This is a genomic window from Bacteroidales bacterium, assembly GCA_013314715.1.
Taxonomy (GTDB): Bacteria; Bacteroidota; Bacteroidia; order Bacteroidales; family GWA2-32-17; genus Ch61.
Genome location: JABUFC010000004.1, coordinates 61,871 through 81,362 on the forward strand (window position 1 = coordinate 61,871; position 19,492 = coordinate 81,362).

General features: G+C 34.3%; 14 protein-coding genes and 1 tRNA gene. 6 read left to right on the plus strand and 9 right to left on the minus strand.

The features are described from left to right. Positions 1-10 precede the first annotated feature (10 nt). From yidD to HPY79_01705, 4 genes are read right to left on the minus strand one after another with little or no spacing between them, the layout of a single operon-like run. Entirely contained in the window at positions 11-229 is a 219-nt protein-coding gene (yidD, locus tag HPY79_01690) for a membrane protein insertion efficiency factor YidD (GenBank protein NSW44529.1), read from the minus strand. Next, complete coding sequence (gene rnpA, locus HPY79_01695) at positions 226-618, minus strand: ribonuclease P protein component (GenBank protein NSW44530.1); 393 nt, start codon at positions 616-618, stop codon at positions 226-228. The genes yidD and rnpA overlap by 4 nt, the downstream gene beginning before the upstream one ends. A gap of 13 nt (positions 619-631) precedes the next feature. Further along, positions 632-1,384 carry a uroporphyrinogen-III synthase gene (locus HPY79_01700; GenBank protein NSW44531.1) on the minus strand — a complete coding sequence of 251 codons (753 nt, stop codon included), beginning with the start codon at positions 1,382-1,384 and terminating at the stop codon, positions 632-634. 27 nt (positions 1,385-1,411) lie between these two features. After that, entirely contained in the window at positions 1,412-2,236 is an 825-nt protein-coding gene (locus HPY79_01705; GenBank protein NSW44532.1) for a DUF4271 domain-containing protein, read from the minus strand. A 120-nt stretch (positions 2,237-2,356) separates the two neighbouring features. Between HPY79_01705 and HPY79_01710 the strand changes: the two genes are divergently transcribed. Beyond that, positions 2,357-2,427, plus strand: a tRNA-Cys gene (locus tag HPY79_01710). A gap of 33 nt (positions 2,428-2,460) precedes the next feature. Here HPY79_01710 and HPY79_01715 read toward each other — a convergent pair. Then, a complete protein-coding gene (locus HPY79_01715; protein ID NSW44533.1) occupies positions 2,461-3,321 on the minus strand; it encodes an SPASM domain-containing protein in 861 nt (286 codons plus the stop codon). Positions 3,322-3,425: 104 nt separating this feature from the next. Further along, positions 3,426-4,613: an MFS transporter gene (locus HPY79_01720; GenBank protein NSW44534.1), complete on the minus strand. Its 1,188-nt coding sequence runs from the start codon at positions 4,611-4,613 to the stop codon at positions 3,426-3,428. 90 nt (positions 4,614-4,703) lie between these two features. On the opposite strand from HPY79_01720, the gene HPY79_01725 reads away from it, so the two are divergent. From HPY79_01725 to HPY79_01745, 5 genes are all read left to right on the plus strand, one after another. Then, the gene (locus HPY79_01725; GenBank protein NSW44535.1) at positions 4,704-5,291 is read left to right on the plus strand and encodes a hypothetical protein; all 588 of its coding nucleotides are present in this window, start codon (positions 4,704-4,706) and stop codon (positions 5,289-5,291) included. Between the two features lie 149 nt (positions 5,292-5,440). Further along, complete coding sequence (locus HPY79_01730; protein ID NSW44536.1) at positions 5,441-5,950, plus strand: thioredoxin family protein; 510 nt, start codon at positions 5,441-5,443, stop codon at positions 5,948-5,950. Between the two features lie 3 nt (positions 5,951-5,953). Next, positions 5,954-6,325, plus strand: a complete 372-nt coding sequence (locus tag HPY79_01735) for a hypothetical protein (GenBank protein NSW44537.1) — start codon at positions 5,954-5,956, stop codon at positions 6,323-6,325. Positions 6,326-6,336: 11 nt separating this feature from the next. After that, the gene (locus HPY79_01740; GenBank protein NSW44538.1) at positions 6,337-6,786 is read left to right on the plus strand and encodes a hypothetical protein; all 450 of its coding nucleotides are present in this window, start codon (positions 6,337-6,339) and stop codon (positions 6,784-6,786) included. Between the two features lies 1 nt (position 6,787). After that, on the plus strand, positions 6,788-7,645 hold the full coding sequence (locus HPY79_01745; protein NSW44539.1) for a phosphodiester glycosidase family protein: 858 nt from the start codon (positions 6,788-6,790) through the stop codon (positions 7,643-7,645). Between the two features lie 6 nt (positions 7,646-7,651). Here HPY79_01745 and HPY79_01750 read toward each other — a convergent pair whose 3' ends face one another. The 3 genes from HPY79_01750 to sprA all read right to left on the minus strand — a co-directional run bounded on the left by HPY79_01750 (position 7,652) and on the right by sprA (position 19,492). Continuing rightward, positions 7,652-10,756 (minus strand): M6 family metalloprotease domain-containing protein, encoded by a 3,105-nt coding sequence (locus tag HPY79_01750; GenBank protein NSW44540.1) that lies wholly within the window; start codon positions 10,754-10,756, stop codon positions 7,652-7,654. A gap of 72 nt (positions 10,757-10,828) precedes the next feature. Continuing rightward, entirely contained in the window at positions 10,829-12,001 is a 1,173-nt protein-coding gene (locus HPY79_01755) for a HAMP domain-containing histidine kinase (GenBank protein ID NSW44541.1), read from the minus strand. A 36-nt stretch (positions 12,002-12,037) separates the two neighbouring features. Further along, positions 12,038-19,492, minus strand: coding sequence for a cell surface protein SprA (gene sprA / locus HPY79_01760; protein NSW44542.1), 7,455 nt, complete (start codon positions 19,490-19,492; stop codon positions 12,038-12,040).

Consider the following 19,492-nt stretch of genomic DNA (forward strand, 5'->3'; position numbering starts at 1 on the left):
TTGGTATATTTTATGGTACGGGGTCGTAGCCACTACCGCCCCATGGGTTACAGCTAATAATTCTTTTTAAAGCAAGCCATCCACCTTTTAAAGGTCCGTGTTTTTGTATCGCTTCAATGGCATATGTTGAACAGCTTGGAGTGTATCGGCAAGAGTTTGGAAGAATGGGTGAAATGAAAAGTTTATAAAACTTTACCATGCCAATAAATATGAAACTTAATATTTTCATGGAAGCGTCGGTAAGTGGTTGGTATATTTTTCTTGAATTTGTTGTAAAAGTACTAATAAAACTGACTCCATTTGCTTATAGGTAACCATTTCATTTGTTAAAAAAACAAAAGTAATATAAATGCTTTGTTCAGAAAGTGATTGATGTAATAGATATTTGTTTTTTCTATAAATTTCGCGCATTATGCGTTTGAGATAGTTACGTTTTACTGCTTTTTTATGTTTCTTAGCAGGAACCGTAAAAGCAACTTTTATTTCAGGTTTTTCTGAATTTATGAATAAATATTGTGCTTTTAAGAACGAATAATGAAGTGCTTTACCTTTAGTAAAAATTAAATCAAATTCTTTTTTTTTACAAAGACGTTCTTTTTTAGGAAAAGAAGCATCCATACAAAGGTGCTCCTTATTTACTTTGTTTTAAACATTTTTTTATAAAAGCATCGATTGCCGCTGTTATGGAAGGAAATTCTTTTGTGGGCGATTCTATTTGAACATTTAATCCTTTTTCGCGAGCATACTGAGAAGTTACAACACCAGAAGTTCCAATAATAATATCGCCTTGCTTAAAATCAGGAAAATTTTCGAACAATGAATTGATGCCGGCAGGAGTAAAGAATACAATAATTTGATAATCGTTTAAATTAACTTGTTTCATATCGCTACTAACAGTTCGAGATAGAACTACCGTAGTGTAGTTAATATTAAAGTTTTTTAGAGCATCGAGTGTAGAAGCTTTATGAGGCTCTGTTATGGGTATAATAAAATTACAATCTTTATTTTTTAAAAAAGCATCTTTTAGATCTTCGAAAGTATTATTGCCATAAAAAATTTTGCGTTTTCTAAACACAACATACTTTTGTAAGTAAAAAGCAGTAGCTTCGTTGATGCAGAAATATTTTGTTGTTTCGGGAATCGTGATTCGCATTTCTTCGCTCATTTTGAAGAAATTATCGACATGTAGTTTGCTTGTAAAAATAACTGCATTGTAATCGTTAAGGTTAATGTGTTGTTGACGAAATTCACGAGGAGTAATCGGCTCAACATGAATGAATGGTTTAAAGTCGATTTTAACATTATATTTATTTACAAGTTCCGAATATGGAGACTTGTCATTTTGAGGCTGAGGTTGCGAAATAAGAATTTTTTGTATTTTCAAGGCAGCCAAATTTTAGTTTATAAATCATTATACCAACATTATCAGTACTTTAAGACTGTATAATAATGGTATAATTTCAACGGTGCAAAGGTACAAAAAAATATATAAATATGAAAATCTCATTTGACGACTTAAAAAAAGTCCCCTATATATTCTCATGAGAGTAAGTAAAATGAAAACTATCCACATAAAAATGAATAAGTATTTTAGAGCATACACTTGTATAAAAAATAATACGATGCTTAAGGGGGTAAATATCAAAGAAATATTTCTATAAAAAACGGAAAAATGTGAGAGAATTAGTTTTGTTTCGGTAATGGTGTCGGTTAGATAACCTAAAAACAAAAATAGGGCAACTTTTATCGTGTAAAATAATGCTACAAATATAAAAATATATAAATACAATAATGTATGAATGTTAGCAGGTGATATGTAAAAAATAAAAGCGGTAAGAAATAAAGAAAAGCTAAACAAAAATAAAATGAGTAAAAACCAAGACGATTTTTGCATAATACCGCTTTTTTTATCAACTAGTTGTCGAGCATATTGAAAATTATAAATTGAAGTTAAAAGTCTTTTTATTACTTGTGGAAATTGTACTCTAATGTAAGTAAGCCATATAAGCATTGTAAGCCCTAAAAAAAATACTCCATTATGATGGAAAAGTGTATGACTGTTTTCGGCATTATTGTAATGAGGCAATAAAGTATGAGCTTGTGGATAATGTTCGGTATATTGTTTTGGGTTTATTTTTAAAATGTTTTGAGCAAATAGATTAGGTATAGTTTGTGAGGGAGTATTAATAAGCGAATCGTAATTATATAAAGGTTTTATGTAACTATTGTAAAGCATTACAACATTCAATTTGTGATTACAAAGTTAATTATTAAATAGGTATGTTTTGCCTTGTTTAAAAAAATATTGACTATAATTGTATAGTTGTAAAAAAATATTTAACTTTGCAGTCGTTAAGGTCTCTTGGCCGAGTGGTTAGGCATCGGTCTGCAAAACCGGCTACAGCGGTTCGAATCCGCTAGAGACCTCTTAAAAGCATCTCAGTTTTAGGGATGTTTTTTTTATTCGGGGCAGTTATTACACATCTTTATTGTGTGTTTACTTTTTAATATTTTTAGGCGAAAATCGTTAAATGCTTTCGAATGCCAAAGTTCTTTCAACGACTTTTCTTTAATGTTTCCCATATAAAAAATACCTTCTTTATCGTAGCAACACGGCAATAGACTTCCATCGTATCGAATAACACATTGACTCCATATTCTAAAACAACGATTTTTCTTAATTTTCTTTAATTGCCAACGGTTTTCTTTTAATTCATAACGACTATAACGAGCTTTGGTTGGAACAAAGCTAAAGTCATTATATATTTGCATTGTTTTTAATTCTGCTATTATGTTTAATGGGCGAGCCCATTGTTTAAAAGTTTTAATTTCGTGTTCATTAAAACGATGCACTAAAAATTGAACGATAATTTTTGGGTTGTTGAGTTCAAGTTCTTTTTTTACTCTTATTAAAGTTTCGACAGCTGTTTTAACTTTGTCAATATTTCCGCCAATTCTGTATTTATTATAGGTATTTGCTGTCATTCCGTCCATAGAAATTATGATTTTAGATAAACCGCTTTTAACTATACGTTGGGCTAAAGGTTCATCTAAGTTTTGTGCATTGGTTGATAAAACAGTATAAATTCGATATTTTTTTGCAATACTTATCATCTGGGTTATTTGATTATGTAGCAATGGCTCTCCTTGGAAATATAAATTTAGATAAAATGTTTGATGATGTATTTCTTTGATGATTTTTTCGAACAATTCAAGCGATATATCACCTTTTTTTATCTCGATGCTATGATTATGAGTTGGGCATTCTATACATGCTAATTGGCAACGATTGGTGGGCTCTATGCTTATAGCAAAAGGCATGGGAGCAATCCAAATTTTTTTAGAAAGCAATGAAAATAAATAGGAAATAGCAATTAAAATTAAATTGACGCTTCTAGTTACAAGTATTTTTAAGTTTGAAAATATCATTTTTGAAGGGGTTGAACTTTTGAGTTAATTAAGATAAAATAAACAAATACAAGCGCCGAAATCGATGCAGTTAATAAAAAGGTAATTTGTGAGCCAAAGTTGGTCCAAATAATTCCTGCAAAAATACTAGCTAAAAGTGCAGCTATGCTTTGTAAAGCGGTGTAAGAACCAATGGCACTTGCTACCTCGTTTTTCTCAACAAGATTACTAATCCACGCCTTGGCTATACCTTCGGTGGCCGCTGCATAAAAGCCATAAATTGTAAACAAAAAAATAAGCATATAAAGGCTCGAAGCAAAAGCAAAGCCAGCATATACCAAGCTAAAGACGATTACGCCCATTAAAAAAACACGATTTAATCCAATCTTATCTGCCAATATGCCAGCAGGTAGTGACAAAAGTGCATATGCTAAGTTATATCCTATATAGAGTGCTATGGTTTGTGTGTCGGTAAGTTGGAGTTCTTTTGCTTTTAAAAGTAAAAACATATCGGAACTATTAAATAGTGCAAAAGTAAGCAAGCCTACCAATAAAAAACGATACGATTGGGGGCTCTGTTTGATGTATTTAAAAAAAGAAAAAAATGAAACTTTTTGAGTAGAATTAACCATTTTGCTTCTTTTTTCTTTTAATTGAAATAAGAAAAAAAATGTAACTAAACCTGGTATTAAAGCTGCAAAAAATAACCATTTGTATTGACTCGGATAAAGCCATAAAAATACTAGTGCAATAGTAGGACCAATGGCGGCACCCAATGTATCCATAGAACGGTGAAAGCCAAATACTCTGCCTTTAGTTTCGGGTGTAGCCTCAGCTGAAAGCATGGCATCGCGTGAGGCGGTGCGAATTCCTTTTCCAAAGCGGTCGAGTGTTCGAGTTAACAATACCCACCAGCCCGATGGAATTAATATCATCAATGGCTTAGCCAAAGCACTTAACATGTATCCGGTTTGTACAAAAGGTAATCGTCGTTGTAGTTTATCGGACAATAAACCAAAATAGCCTTTACTTAATCCGGCAATAAATTCGGCTATGCCCTCTAGTGTGCCTATAAAAGCAGCAGAGTAATGCATGGATGCAAGAAAAATAGGAATAACAGGGTAAAGCATTTCGCTTGAAATATCGGTAAATAAGCTAACCCATGAGAGTAATAACACTGTTTTGGTTAAAATTTTATTCTTCATTGCTAAATTTTGTTAAAATGTTAACATTTATTCAGTTAAGGAATTATTTTTGCAAAAAAAAACTCATGTAAACCAAAAAATAGATAAACTATGAAAAACAGAGCAAAAGTACATTTGTTTTCGATAAAAAAATATGTTTTTTCGCTCATAATTTTATCGTTATTTAATTCATGTTCGTTTGCTCAAAAACAAGATGATCCTCAGCCTAAAAATCAACCTAAAGTTCACATTGATGTTAATCGGGAATACGATCAGAACGGTAATATAATTCGTTACGATTCCACATACTCATGGACATGGAGCAATATAGATAGCTTAAATGAACATTTGAACGATTCGTTGATAAGCCAATTTTTTTCTCCCAAATCAATGTTGAGCTTTTCGCCATTTGACGATGACTCGTTGTTTAATTTATTTCGTTTTCCATTGTTAAATGATAATTTTATTGATTTTGGTTTTGATATGGATAAGCAAATGGAAAGTATGTTAAAACGACATCATGAAATGATGCTCCATCAACAAGAGCTTATGAATAGGTTTTTTAAAAATCCGCAAAGCATTGTTCAACCTCAACCCAACCTTCAGCCAAAGATTTATTCAAATCCTCAAAAAAAATCACAATCCAATAATAAAACCAATTCTACTTCTTCTTCGCAGAACTCAGGAATTGATATGTGAAATCATAATTTTTAGATATAAGGCTCGCCCAAAGTGCGAGCTTTTTTTATGTCTATAATAATATTTTAAGTGTGTATTTTGGTTTTAATAGTTAATGGTATTAAAATTTTAATGTAAATTTGTCAAAAATTTTGAACTTTATATAAGAAATGAAAATAATTTTATTAATTTTAATGGCTTTTTACTGCAATTTAATTTTTTCGCAAACGATCAACCATCGCATCACTGACGAAAAAACGGGCAATGAAATGCTTATTGGCAATTGCAATCGACAAGCCTTTTTGCAAAGTCCGTTTAACGAATGGTATGATGTTGAATATAAGACATACCAACCTAATCAAGAAATTATAAAACAGTTATCATTGTTAGTAAACGAAGGTTTGCACATTATAATTGTATTTGGTTCGTGGTGTGGCGATAGCAAAGAACAAGTGCCTCGTTTCTTGACGATTGCCGATCAGCTTGCAATAGATCCAGATATGATCGAATTTATTGCAGTAGATCGAAAGAAACAAGCTCCAAATATGAATATAGATGAATACAAAATTGAAAAAGTGCCTACCTTTATTTTTTATAAAAATGGAAAAGAATGTGGGCGTATAATTGAAACACCTGAAACTACTTTAGAAAATGATATGTTAAACCTATTAAAAAAATAAACAATGAATACAGAAAAAACATCATCATCAGCAAAAGTACTTGGTATTATTTCTATTATAATAGCCCTTGTCTCATTTGCTATCGCTTTTATTCCATTGGTTGGTATGATAGCTACCATTACTGGGGCTGTAGGAATTATACTGGCTGTAATTGCTTACTTTTTAGCGACAAAAGAGCAAAATAAAGGGCTTATACTTGCTGCTTTTATTATTTCTATTTTTAGCGTAATTTTTGCTTATTGGCAATTCAAAGATGTTGAGCAAAAAGCTAAAAACACCATTGAGAGCTACACAGACGAAATCAATCAAATGGAGTCGCTCGATAGTTTAGATAGCAATGTAGATGATATGGAACAACGTTTAGATAGCTTATAATAGTATGAGTTATGGGAATAAACAAAATATATTTTATTCTATTTATTTTTATATTTGCTTGTAATCAAGTTGGAACAGTTAAAGTAACTGAAAAATATCCTGATGGAACAATAAAAAAAGAATATGTAATTGATACTACTCAGCACAGAAGCGATACATTAGAAATAACGGAGTATTATCCCAGTGGAAATATTCGATTAAAAGGAACTTATAAAAATAATCTTCGAAATGGAGAATGGCAGTATTTTCATAAAAATGGTCAATTGTGGAGCAAAGGGAATTTTATAGATGGAAAAAGCGAAGGGATATTTACCATTTTCGAAGAAGATGGTAAATTATTTATGCAATCGTCGTATAAACAAGGTAAGCCCGATGGCACTTGGGTGTTTTACGAAAAAGGAAGAAAGAAAAAAGAAGTAGTATTTGTAAATGACAGTATTGTCAAAGAAACAGATTTTTAATATGATATTGCAAAGTTGGGTTTTATTATTGCTCATCTTTTGGTCGTGCAATATAGGTTTTGATGATGGTAAAAAGAATACACATTTTCCTAAAAAAATAGAGTGGCGTGAGCTTATGCACGGATTGTTTTATGCAGAGCTAGAAAACCCCTATCGTTCAAAAATTAGTGATAACATTGTTACACTAGTAAAGGCAGACCCAAAGATTTTAGATATTGATGTATATTCTAATACATCGTTTGATTCTGTTAAGCGAACAGCCATGTGTTGGAGTCAAGATTTCAACTTAAATGTTGTTGTTAACGCTGGAATGTATAATTTAAGTAATACATTTCAGGCAGAAGGTTATTTAAAATCTAAAAAAAAATTAAATAATGTTCGTTTTAAAGAGAGTTTTAAAATGTTTGCTTTATTTAAACCTTTTGATAGCCTTAATTATACGCCTTATGACATGTTAGATGCCGATATTGAATCTTTAGAAGGGCTTTTAGATAAATATCAATCGGCCTTTCAGTCAATTCGAATGATTGATTGCAATGGCAAACAAGTTGTATGGAAGCCAAGACGAACCATTTATAGCAGTATGTGTGTATTAGGTATAGATAGAGATAATATGCTTTTGTTGGCTTTTACTCGAAGCCCTATGTCGGCGAATCAAATGAGCACATTGTTGTTGCATTTGCCTATTCATATACGTTCTGCCATGTATTTAGAAGGTGGTCCCGAAGCCTGTTTATATATAAAAACACCCGATACCCTTATTTCAAAAAATGGTAGTTATGTCTCGTTAACATTTCCAACCGATACCAATAGCCGGTACTGGAACTTACCCAATGTTATTGGTATAAAGGTAAAATAAAACTTGTTATTGTACTATAAGTTTTTCAGTTTTAATAGCATTGCCACTTATGATTTTTACAATATAGCAGCCTTTAATCCATTCTTGTGTATTTATGTTGATGGTATTTTGATTAGAGTTATGACTAAATATAAGTTTGCCCATTAAATCGTAAATTTCTATAAAGAATTGATTAGTATTGGTGTAAATATAAAATAGGTTGTGAGTTGGATTAGGATAAAGCAAGGTTTCTATTTGCAAAACGTTGTTGTTGATATTAGTCAGATTGTGCCATTTATAAATTCCATTTGTGTTTGGAATGGTATTAAAGCCACCTGCCCAACCGGTATTATTGTCTAAAAATTTGCAGGATATATATTGTACATTGGAATCAATAGTTATCCATGTTTGGCCAAAATCTTCGCTATAACTGCTACCAAATGTTCCACTAAGGTTTTTTCCAACGCTAACCCATTTGCCAGCAAATCCAGGAATTGCGTCAAAATCGGTTATGAATACATTCGATGGGAGTGTAAGCGTAGTCCATGTGTTGCCACCATCGGTAGTTTTGCGAACATAAATGTCGGTAATGGTATTATTACTAATTATTTTTTGTGTAGCAATACCATTATTGGCATCGTTAAACGCTAAAGATGAAAAGTCGGTAAATCCACTTACTTGGCTTACTGTCCATGTTGCACCTTTATTGGTTGATTTAAATACTCGTCCTTTATTTGTTGCAAACCAAACCGTATTTCCATATACATCGTACATGCCAGTATAGCCATATTCTCCAGAGAGAGGTGCGGGTATGTTCGATTGTGCTACTCTTGTCCATGTATTTCCTCCGTTAGAAGTAGTATAGATTTCGAAATATCCGCCATTGGGGTCGCCCATGCAAAATCCTTCATTTTGGTTCCAGAAATGGACTACATTAGGAAAGGCCGTAGAACCGGCAAACGATGCTGTAGTTTGCTTAGTCCAGGTAGCCCCTCCATCGGAAGTCGTAAAAATACCACCTTCGCCTGCTGTTCCTGTACTTGCATACATGGCAATCCATGCTTTAGTTGCAGAAATGGCACAAATATTAGAAACCCTGTTATTTGTGGGCACACCATTAATTGTGCCAATAGTCCAAGTATTACCACCATCTGTTGTTTTTGTAAACTCATTTACAAGATTGCCATTGCCGTCGATAGCGATGCCCCATGCCGTGTTGGCATCTACAATAGAAATATCGGTTACTCCTCTATATTGAGTGGTAAAGCCGCTGTACTGGGTTATCCATTCTGATTTAGGTGGTGTTGTAACGGTAATATAGGATGTTTTTGTTTCGGTGTCGGTGTTCGATGCAGAATTAGTAACGGTTAAACTAACATTGTAGCTGCCGGCTGTAGTATAGGTAATGGCAGGTGGTGTTTGACCTGTGTACGATGAAGGATTGCCACCTGGAAAAGACCATTGCCACGAAGTTATGGTGGTACCAGTGGGGGTCGTGCTCATGTCGCTAAAGGTTACTGATTGCCCTTCTTGTATGGTGGGTGTATTGGTATAGAAGTCGGCTGTTAGGGTAGAGGCTCCCCCCATAAAAACAAATGTTATTACACCGTTACTTTCTTGAATGGATGTAATAGGCTTATTGGTATTGGCTCCAGCCCATGAATGTGAATTGGGAGTTGTTTGATCGGTAAAAGATGTTTTGTTAGAGGTGCCAGGGAATGGGTCGCCTCCATCGCCTCCATTGTTGGTGGTAAGTGTTCCATCTGCTTCTTCGATATCGACTCCCTGATGATTTTCGTCGTCGTTAACAGTATTGGACGACCAGTGAGAATTGATATATGAGCCGTCAATATGATAGATTATCATTCCATGTCCAGGGAGATAGGCATTCCAGCTTCCACTAGTTTTTTGTTTATTTTCGAGCAAAAAATATTCATTTGTAGTGGTTGTGGTAACTTTATATACGGTATTATCGGAATAATTATTATTAAGTGTATATGTCCCCGGATTAGTTAAGTTGACAGGTGTGAGCCAACCAAGTACGTATTTAGACCAAGCATTATGAATAGGTGGTGTTCGCCCGTTGTTGAGCCATGAACCGCCAGCCATAACGTCCCAGTTGCCAATGGCATCTGATGAATAATCGGTATCATAAAGATCGGGCAGTCCTAAATTATGTCCGAATTCGTGAATCATAACACCAACTGTAATCATACTGGATGATGTTCCTAGCTTTTCGGGTTGCATGGTATAGGTACCTGCTCTTACACCATCTATTATAATATTATTAGAATATACAGAAGAGGTATGCGACCAAACATCGTTGGTGTTGCTAGTGGCTTCTTGACCTGGTCCTTGATGAAAAATAGCAATGCCATCAATAATACCATCGTGATCGTTGTCGAATTGAGAAAAATCGATAGAAGGATAAGCAGCATTGGCAGCATTAATGGCATCAACTGCAAGTTGTCCCCACATGCTTTGATCGCCATAATAATCGTGTGGTTGATTAACAGTAACCCATCCTATAACGGTTGAATTGATGGTAAGTTGATTATAAGATGCAGCTAAATAGTAATCTTTAAAACTTCCTGTTGCTGATTGAAAGTTGTAGCCATTTTGGTTCATTAAATTATCAAAATTTGTTTGTGTGTAAGTGGTAGAAGTGTTGTTAAAATTGACTAAAATGACAAGCATATTTACAGTTCCTGTGGTTGGGAATGCTTTTACAGATTTTTGATTTCTAATTACTGAATTTTGCTTTAGCTCTTTAATTTGTTTACTACTAAATTTAAGACCTTTATCAATATTTTGTAAAAAGGTAATTTCGTTGATGTCTCTTTGATTTATGTTTGAAGCCAACATGTTTGAAGGCATTAGCTCCCCATTATGGTCTAAAATGGCATAGGTCCATGCATTCAAGTTTGGGTTTTTGAGTAAGGTATAACCATCGGTAGTCGTAGCCCAATGAACGGTTTCGTCTCCCTTTAAAAATAAACTTAAGTTATTGCCATTGGGTTGAGCAACTTCTATTTTAGCAGGGGAAGCAGGAATGCCTCCAAAATAAGCAGTTTGACTTTTTACTATATTTAATAATAGGATAAAAGTCAATAATAGATAATAATTATTCATGATTTTTCGATTTTTTAATTTCAATAAAGGTATGAAAGAAAAAAATGAAAAAAAATGAAAAAAAGAAAAAAATTATTTACGGAAAAGAACAATTCTGAACGTAGTTCCTTGATTGATTTCTGATGATTTAACAAAAATTTTTCCTTGGTGATATTCTTCAATAATTCGTTTAGTAAGGCTAAGTCCGAGTCCCCATCCTCTTGTTTTAGTAGTATATCCGGGTTTAAAAATAATTTTTTGTTTTGATTTAGGAATGCCTTTGCCTGTATCTTTTATATCGATATAAATATTTTGAACATTATCGCGAACGGTAACTTCAATAATGCCTTTACCATTCATAGCGTCAACAGCATTTTTATATATATTTTCTAAAACCCATTCAAATAATGGGACTATTATGGGTATGCTTACTTCGGTTAATTGATTGAAATGAAGTTGATATTGAACGGACGATGAAGTGCGTTTTTGCATATAGTCGGTAACATTTTTTATTACGCTAATTATATTGGTGGTTTCTGGTTTAGCGGCGCTACCAATTTTTGAAAATCGTTCGGCAATAAGTTGCAAGCGGTTGATATCGTTTTGTATTTCTTGAAGCATTTCTTTTTCGATACTGGGAGTTGATTTCATCCATTCGAGCCAAGCCATAAGCGATGAAATGGGGGTGCCTAACTGATGTGCTGTTTCTTTTGCCATTCCCATCCAAACTTGGTTTTGTTCCGATTTTCGGATGGAGCTAAATGCTAAGTATGATATAAATATAAAAATGAAAAAAACAGCAAGTTGTATATAGGGATAGTAGCTTAATTGTGATAATATAAGTGAGTCTTTATAGTAAACAAATTGTTTTGTATTATCAGAAAGATTGATTTCAATAGGTGGATATCCATGTTTCATTTCATTTAATTGCTCATTTAAATAGAGTGGATTTGATGCTATTTTGAGTGAATCGAAGTTTCGATATGAAAGTATGCTATCGTTTTGGTCAACTACAATAACCGGAACGGTTTCGTTGTTTTTTATAACCATAAATAGAAATGAAATATCTTGATTTAAATTTTCGGTAGAGGCAAGTTGACGCATTCCTTCTGCCCATAGTTCTACTTTTTTACGTTCTTCGTATTCGAGCTTTTTAACAAGATTATTTGTAACAATGAGCGAAAAAGATGATATTATTATTGCAAAAATGAGTAATGTTGTTTTCCATAGTGTTTTGCGTGAGTATAAGTTTATTCGAAAGTTCATTAGTTAATAAGTTACGGTTGTTAATTTATGACTATTTTATGGATTTAATGTAAATCGAAGGCTAACTCCAATTTGCGTATTATAGGTTTCGAAGGTTGATGAAACTTTAGGTTTTCGAACATCGCGTTTGTAAAATAGACTTGCTGTAAAATTAGGTCCGAGTTGATAATCGGCATTGAATTCGGCTCCGATAGTTTTGTTTCCGCTTGTGAGTTGATTTTCTTGTTGATTGTTGTTGTTTTGATTTATTTTACGTATAACGGCTAAGTCGTTGCGTACATTAATATTTAGGCGTAAATTTAAGTCGCTTTTGAAGGGTTTGCCGTTTATATTAAATGCTAAATCTTTAATTCTGTACCCGGTACCAATAATGAAATCGCGTTGTTGCATTTCATTAACTTGTGTATTTGCAAGGTTAAACGATAAATTGCGTGAACGTTTGTATTCTACTTTTGCAAGTATACTGTTTTTCATGGTTATATCAAAGCTAATGAGTGGAGAAAATTGTTCGGAAATAGATACACCATTAATTTCGTGTTCAGGTATAAAGTTTCCAAGGGAATAACGAACCCAATTTAACCCATCTTCGGGATGATAATCGAGATTGGTTGAAAATGAATTGACACTGTAAGTTGATCGATACGAATGAGCAATGGTAATGCTTTGGAAATATTCTTTAATAATTTTTATTCCGGTAAGTCCTGTAAAATTTAAACTCCAATTGGGTCGCATGGCAAAAATTCCAGGGAATGCAGTTAAAGGGATATTATCAGGGTTTTTACCCGAGTAAGCGGCTAAAAATGCCGGAATGAGCACTTCTTGTGAATTGGGTCCATAGCCATCGGGGAAGCCTGTTGTTGGGTCGATAGCTCCAGTATAATTATAGGCAGAGGCATAATTATTTTCTAGACGATTTGCTGCTAATCGATTGGCTATAGTTATACGATAGTTTTTGAAATTTTCGAATGCTTGTGAAAAATAATTATCACCAAATTTTTTAAATGCAGTATTCCAAGTATTATAAGTCATAGAAAAACTACCGGTATAAAGTTTATTCGATGATTCGAATTGAGCAATGCTTTGATTGTAATGATAGTATTCAGAGAAGTTTTTAGATTCGGTTCTATTGGCGCTTAATTCGATTCGCATATTTTTAACTGGTTCAACAGTAATGCGTATATTAAGTGTTTTTGTATTAGTCATTTGGTACGGCATATTTAATACAGAGTCTTTGGTAATCCAACCGTATTGGTCGGCAGCCTTACGTCCAAAATGGATGTCTTGCATACCTGATATAAAACTCCATCCTGGCGCCCAAATGCCTTGATTGTCTTGGCTCATACCTATAAATTGTGTATTAGGTAAATAACCCGGAAGGATCGTTCCGTTGTTTTCGGAATAGGTTATATTTACCGTTTTTACCATCATTAAAACACGGGCAGTTTGTTCTAAGAAAATAATGAAGGGATTTTCTTCTTTTTCGCGTTGTCCTATAATAACAAGGTTGAGATCTTTGTAATCGCTATCAGATGTTAAGATTACAAGGTTTTCGTTTACAATATCGGTTTTTACTTTTATTTCTTTGCCATTAGCATCGTTTAGTTTAACAGTAACATCAATAGTTTTAAGTTTATGGCTAATGGGTTTAGGAGTTTTGGCTTTTAAGTTTATAATTTTTGGAGGATCGCCTACCTTGGGGTATTGGACTTGTTCTTTTTCTTTTTTCTTTTTTTGAGGTTTTGAATATTTTTGATTGATGCGATTGAGTACGCCAATTTTATTGTATAATTGGGTCATATTTAAGCTTGCGCTAAGTTGTTCGGTATTACTGTTTTTTATAGTATTACCAAGACGTACATTGGGATTTGCTAAGCGTGGTGCTGTGTTCCATTCGTATGTGCCACCATAGCGAGCATTGAGGCTGACCCAATTAAAGAGTGGTATTTTATTAATAGGAACAGTATAATTTAAATCAAAATTATGTCGGTAATTAGTTGTTCTTCCACCATTTAAAATTCCCGAAGGTCCGTTCCAAATGGTATCTTTCCAGTGTTCGTATTCGGTTCGATGGTCTTTATCTACGCGTTGACCGTACATAACGGGTTCGTCGATAAGGGCAATGTTTTCGGCATGAAAATTAAATTTTAATGATTTTGTTATGTCATAACGTAAGTCGTAACTTCTATTCCAGAAAAATGTTTTGTTGTAAGTAGTTGGAAATGGTTTTGTAAAATCTTGTATGTTTCTGAGTTGAGTTTCGTTGTAAGTTCTGTCCATATCGGTCATAAATGAGAATTGCGAAGGCATGTAATAAAAATTAAAGTCTTTAATTAAGCGGAAAATAGGTTTATTAAGCAAACGAACTTTTTGAAAAGGAGTAATATTTTTAGGGTTAGCATTGAAATTATAGGTTAATGAACCACGATACGATTTTGTATGATTCATAATGGTATTGACGTTGCGTGCTAATTGATCGTTGAACGAATAGCTTATAGCAAAATTACCTGGGTTAAGTGGGTTATTGCCTCTGCTTTGGGTGTTAAATCTAACATTGGTAAAATTGAGGCTTTTTCGTCGAATATAAGTTTGCGAAATATGTTTAATAGAGTCTTTGGTTGCTTTATCGGGTGCATTATCGAGTGCGACATTGAATTTAATGTCAGGGTCGAGGGGGTTGTAGAGTGGGTTGCTTACGGTTTCGTTGTAGCCTACAAACATGGGTATAGATAATTTTACTTTTTCAGGAACAAATTTTCCTAGTTCTAAATTGGATGATATATCGTACGAGTAAATATCTTCTTTTTGACGATCATTAACTTTTTTCTCAATACTACCAAATCCATTACGACTTGTGCTACCGCTAAGGTTTAAAGTTCCAAAATCGGCTAAACGTGCAGTTGTTCTTAAATTAGCAGCCCAACCGCCTTTTTCGTTAAAATTTGAAAGTCGTAATTCGTTTACCCAAACTTCAACACATTTAGGTAGTCCGTCGTCGCTTGTGATAGAATTATTATTTTTTGAACGGTTTCTAATTCCGATCATAATGGTTTTGACATTGCTTAAATTTGGGTTGCCTACAACTGATATTCTTCGATTATTTTCGATAGTTTTGGAATAAACATTGGTATATGATACATTATACGCACCTTGTCTGATTTTGTCGTTGCGTTCTTGTTTTACACTTGAGAGTTGGTCGAAATAAAAGTCAAACATGTTAGCAGTAGGCCAAACTATTTCGCGATGATTTTCGTTGTCGTCATCATATTTACCTGGAGGTGTTAGTTGTAAAGGAATTTCGTATTCATAGTAGTTGTTTTGATAATCGCTACCAAGGCGAATAAACACACATAAGTCGTTATTATTGAGTGGGTGTCCGGCAATTGCTTCGGCATGAACAAACATTTGAAGTTTTGCGTATTGGCGGACATCGAGGTTGATATTTTTATAGGCAGCACGTGCATCGCCGTCGGCAAGCTCACAAACCTTAAGAACCATAGCTTGTTCGTTTAATTGACGTAGTTGTGGATTGGTGGGGTCAATTACGCGACTTATACCGGGCGGTAATATATAATTGATAGGTGTTTTAGAGCCGTTTTCTTCGATATTAACTGCAGATATATCAAAAGAACAATCGCTGATTTCGTTAGGCAAGTATGGTCCTGCCTCGAGCATATTGTTGTTGTATTTTCGCCACTCGTCGCGAACAATATCGAGTTTAGCAAAACGTAGAACGACATCTTTTTCGAATCCCCGTAAAAACATACGCATAAAGCGAATGGATTTAAAATCTTGAATGTTTCCAACAGTACTATCGGGTTCGTATAAAGGAATTTTAAACTGATACCATTTAACAGGTTCTTGATTTTTGTTGTAACCCGTTACTTCATCTACAATATAATTGGTACCTACGTGTAATTGGTCGCGTTTAATAGCAACTTTGTATTGAAAATAATTTTCTGATTCGCTTAGTGTATTGTCGCGATTAATGTCTTCGGTATTGGGCATAGTAGTTGCTGCGGTAGTATATGGCTCAGGCGATTGAGCATCGGTTGGGCTATTACCTTCCATTCCATTAAATTTTTTATATCGACCTATAATGCCAACTTGTTGTTGATCGTAATCGGAACCTCGATAAAAATGATAGTCGTCGGCTGCTGGATCGGAGTATGCCATTTGGTATGCCATACTTTGTGATCCAAATTTTACTTGCAATGAATCGATATACCAACTATAGTAAGAACGTTCGTCGTTATCACTTAAACCATCTAATCCTATATCTTGGTATGGACGCAAAGCTTCATCGTTATCAAAAGCATTGACTACTGATTGTATAATAGGCACTCGTCCCCAACTTGTAGTATCTATTAGTTGAGCTTGTGTAGGACTAGGAAAGCCATTTTCAAAGCTTTTTCTTCCATCTTTTAATACATCTTCAGAAATATCGCCAAGATTAAAATACAAATATCCTCCTGTATGTGTTGTGTCGTAAACAAAGGGGTCCATCATCCAAAATTCGATAAATTGATAATTTGCTGCCTCAAAATCGTTCATATCTATTTTTCGCATAATACCGCCCCAACATTGTTGAGGGTTAAGCAAATTACCGTTGGCATCGATATCGAGACTATAATTGTACATTCCTCTCTCTTTTGGGAAAAATGCTAAATTTAATACAGAAATATACGAGGGTTGTCCATTAGGTAGTTGTTTTTTAGGCCAAAGTTCTTTTTCGTAAACTTCGCGAGTTAAATGATTAACTTGTTCGGGACCGTCTTTTATATAAGAGGGGGTTGTGGAGTTGTTACGATAAAAAACAGATTGGTCGATGGTGTACCAAGCTAAACGGGCTCTTTTTTTGCCAATTTCAATGTTGTCCATTAACGTGGCTTCTGGGAAAATTCCATTTTGACCTTGTGGAATAGAAGCTAATGCCCATGAGCTAGGTGATAAGAGGCTAAACGATGCTTTACTCCCTTCAAAGTCGTCGATGTATGCGAGTCCTTCTTTATTACTTTCGATGGCTTTGCTATGTCCAGGAATGAGTTGTGCAAATTCACCAAAAACAGTAATATTTGAGGGTGCTTTGGTTTCTAAAAACGGAAGTTTATCTATTATTTTTGTTAACAGTGGCGCTTCGGTTTTGTAGCTTCCGTCGAATCCCCAAATGGTATTAGAAATAGGTTCATCGCCAATGTTTACTTTTTGGGTAAGTGGTCGTTCGGTAAGGTTTAAAATGGTAGCTCCTAAATTAAAATCTTTGTTGAATTGATAATTTAAGTGCATGCCCAAAAGTGTTTTGCTCTGGATATTAAATAATGATTGACTTTCGAGCGATATTTTAATCGGTATGCCCGATTGTAAAATGCCTTGATTAATTATTTTAACTCGTCCAAGAGTATAATCAACGGTATAATCGACATTCTCGGTAAGTTTTTGTCCTCCAGCGGTAACAACAACAGAGCCTTGGGGTATATTCATGGCATTAAGCGAAATGTCGCTTCCCGATGCAGACTTATAGGTTCCTTTAATAAAGAACTTGTTTTTTTCGGCAACCTGACGTGCTTTGTATTGAGTAGAATCGTAAAGTTCTGTATATGCGTATTCTTTGGCGGTATTGGCATAAAGCGGATTTCCACCTGTAATTTTATCGTAAAGGTATTTTCCGAATGGTTCTTTTACAGGAAAAATAAGTCGTCCGTTAGCTGGATTGATGGTAATTTTGTCAATAAAATCAAAGCGGCCGTCGGGGATGGGGTCTAAATTGTTGTTAAGGTGGTCGAGGTTAAATACTTCGATGAGTTTTTTATTAGAAATTTCGCCAGCAGGAACCTGTTGGGTTGCGGCTCCTGTACGGTCGTTTTGGTACCAAACATCTAAAATAAAATCTTGGTTATTTATTTGGTAGGCACCTAATGAGTAAATATTCTTCATCATTAATTTCCATGAAGGATGATTGGGGCTAAGCGATGTAGGTTTTATAAGTTTTAAGATAAGTGCATTGGGCGCCGGTACGGTATTTGAAAATTCGCCTACACGGTATGTTTTTCCACCTGCTGTATACTCGTAAGCAACGGCTAAAACTTCGTCAGAATTTAGAGCAGAGTTAAGCGAGATGTAACCAAGATTAGGATTGAAGGTATATTCAGAAGGATTTAAAAGACGCATGGATTCAACTTTTTCAAAATCAACCCCCTGTCTAAAACCGTTTATTTGAAGGTAATTTGAAGCTTGGGTGATATTACGAATTTGTGGTATTTGATATTCAATGAAACTAAGACTATTGATCGTATCGCAAGGATATGGTGTTGTAATCATTGGATTAAGCGATACGTTTGGTGAATAGATGTTTAAATTGCCATCGGGTGCCATTCCTTCGCCCAAATCGTAAAATGCAACAACATTGCGGGTGTCGGTAGTATTACCTTGTTTATTTGTTACCCATACTTCCATTCGTGTAATGGTTACTCCCCCTCCAATTATGGGTAGGTTGGCTAAAAAGTTATCGTAATAGTCGTAGAAAAATTTATTAACAAAAAAGTGTCGGTTGGCTTCGTATTGATCGGCAGTGACATTAAATTCGCTAACTTGTGCCCCACCTTGAACTTCTACTACTTGAGATTTTCCTTTTTGTTGTGAGAAAATATTTGAAACAGTAAGTTTTCCAAATTGTAATTCGGTTTTGATACCAAAAAGTGTATAACTTCCGTTAATTAAAGAACCTTGTAATGGTAGGCTAACGTTACCGGCTTCTATTTTTTTTATAATTTCGTCTTCTTTTCCTTCGTAAGCTAATTTCATTTTGTTTTCAAACTCAAACGAGGCTTCGGTATTATAATTGGTGGTTAATTGGAGTTTGTCGCCAATTTTACCGGTAACGCTCATTTGAATTTCTTCTTTGAAATCGAAAGTTGTTGTTTTACGTTCACGAACAGGGAGGGTAGGGTTGTTGTTTTTGGCAATATTGATACCAAAAATAAGCTTTGCCGAGCCTGTTGGTTTGATGTCAATAACGTTTGTGCCGAATATTTGTTCAAATACTTGTCCAGGGATTTTTATTTGTGGGATGAGGTTCGATTGATGTTCAAAATTTTCGGAGCGAAAACGTTGACGCCAATAATTTTTAATTGCCTTATCAAAATCGGCTTTATTATATTCTTCGAATGTATAAGTTTGAGGGTAGCGATAGTTTATTGATCCTATTTTTTCTTTTACTTCGTATTCGTTTGTTTCGTGGTTATATTCAACTTCTGTTTTAATATTCGATGGTTTTTGTAAGAAAAGCTTTGATTCATAGCCTTCGTTGCTGCCAGGAAGTATGCCTTGATCTTTAAATGGGAAGGGTAGTGTTTTACTGGTATCGGGGTCGCCGCTGTCGGGAGGTGTTATGGATTGTGGTATAGCTATGTTATTGTTAGGAATTACTTGCCATATCAGCGGATAAAAGGCCGATAAAACTGAAAAAAATATGATATGTGAAAGTGCAAACCTCAC

Excerpts from the sequence above, each read along its gene's own strand:
- yidD (NSW44529.1), bottom strand. The coding sequence starts at position 229 with ATGAAAATATTAAGTTTCATATTTATTGGCATGGTAAAGTTTTATAAA.
- rnpA (NSW44530.1), bottom strand. The coding sequence starts at position 618 with ATGGATGCTTCTTTTCCTAAAAAAGAACGTCTTTGTAAAAAAAAAGAA.
- HPY79_01705 (NSW44532.1), bottom strand. The coding sequence starts at position 2,236 with ATGCTTTACAATAGTTACATAAAACCTTTATATAATTACGATTCGCTT.
- HPY79_01715 (NSW44533.1), bottom strand. The coding sequence starts at position 3,321 with ATGCCTTTTGCTATAAGCATAGAGCCCACCAATCGTTGCCAATTAGCA.
- HPY79_01720 (NSW44534.1), bottom strand. The coding sequence starts at position 4,613 with ATGAAGAATAAAATTTTAACCAAAACAGTGTTATTACTCTCATGGGTT.
- HPY79_01725 (NSW44535.1), top strand. The coding sequence starts at position 4,704 with ATGAAAAACAGAGCAAAAGTACATTTGTTTTCGATAAAAAAATATGTT.
- HPY79_01730 (NSW44536.1), top strand. The coding sequence starts at position 5,441 with ATGAAAATAATTTTATTAATTTTAATGGCTTTTTACTGCAATTTAATT.
- HPY79_01735 (NSW44537.1), top strand. The coding sequence starts at position 5,954 with ATGAATACAGAAAAAACATCATCATCAGCAAAAGTACTTGGTATTATT.
- HPY79_01740 (NSW44538.1), top strand. The coding sequence starts at position 6,337 with ATGGGAATAAACAAAATATATTTTATTCTATTTATTTTTATATTTGCT.
- HPY79_01745 (NSW44539.1), top strand. The coding sequence starts at position 6,788 with ATGATATTGCAAAGTTGGGTTTTATTATTGCTCATCTTTTGGTCGTGC.
- HPY79_01750 (NSW44540.1), bottom strand. The coding sequence starts at position 10,756 with ATGAATAATTATTATCTATTATTGACTTTTATCCTATTATTAAATATA.
- HPY79_01755 (NSW44541.1), bottom strand. The coding sequence starts at position 12,001 with ATGAACTTTCGAATAAACTTATACTCACGCAAAACACTATGGAAAACA.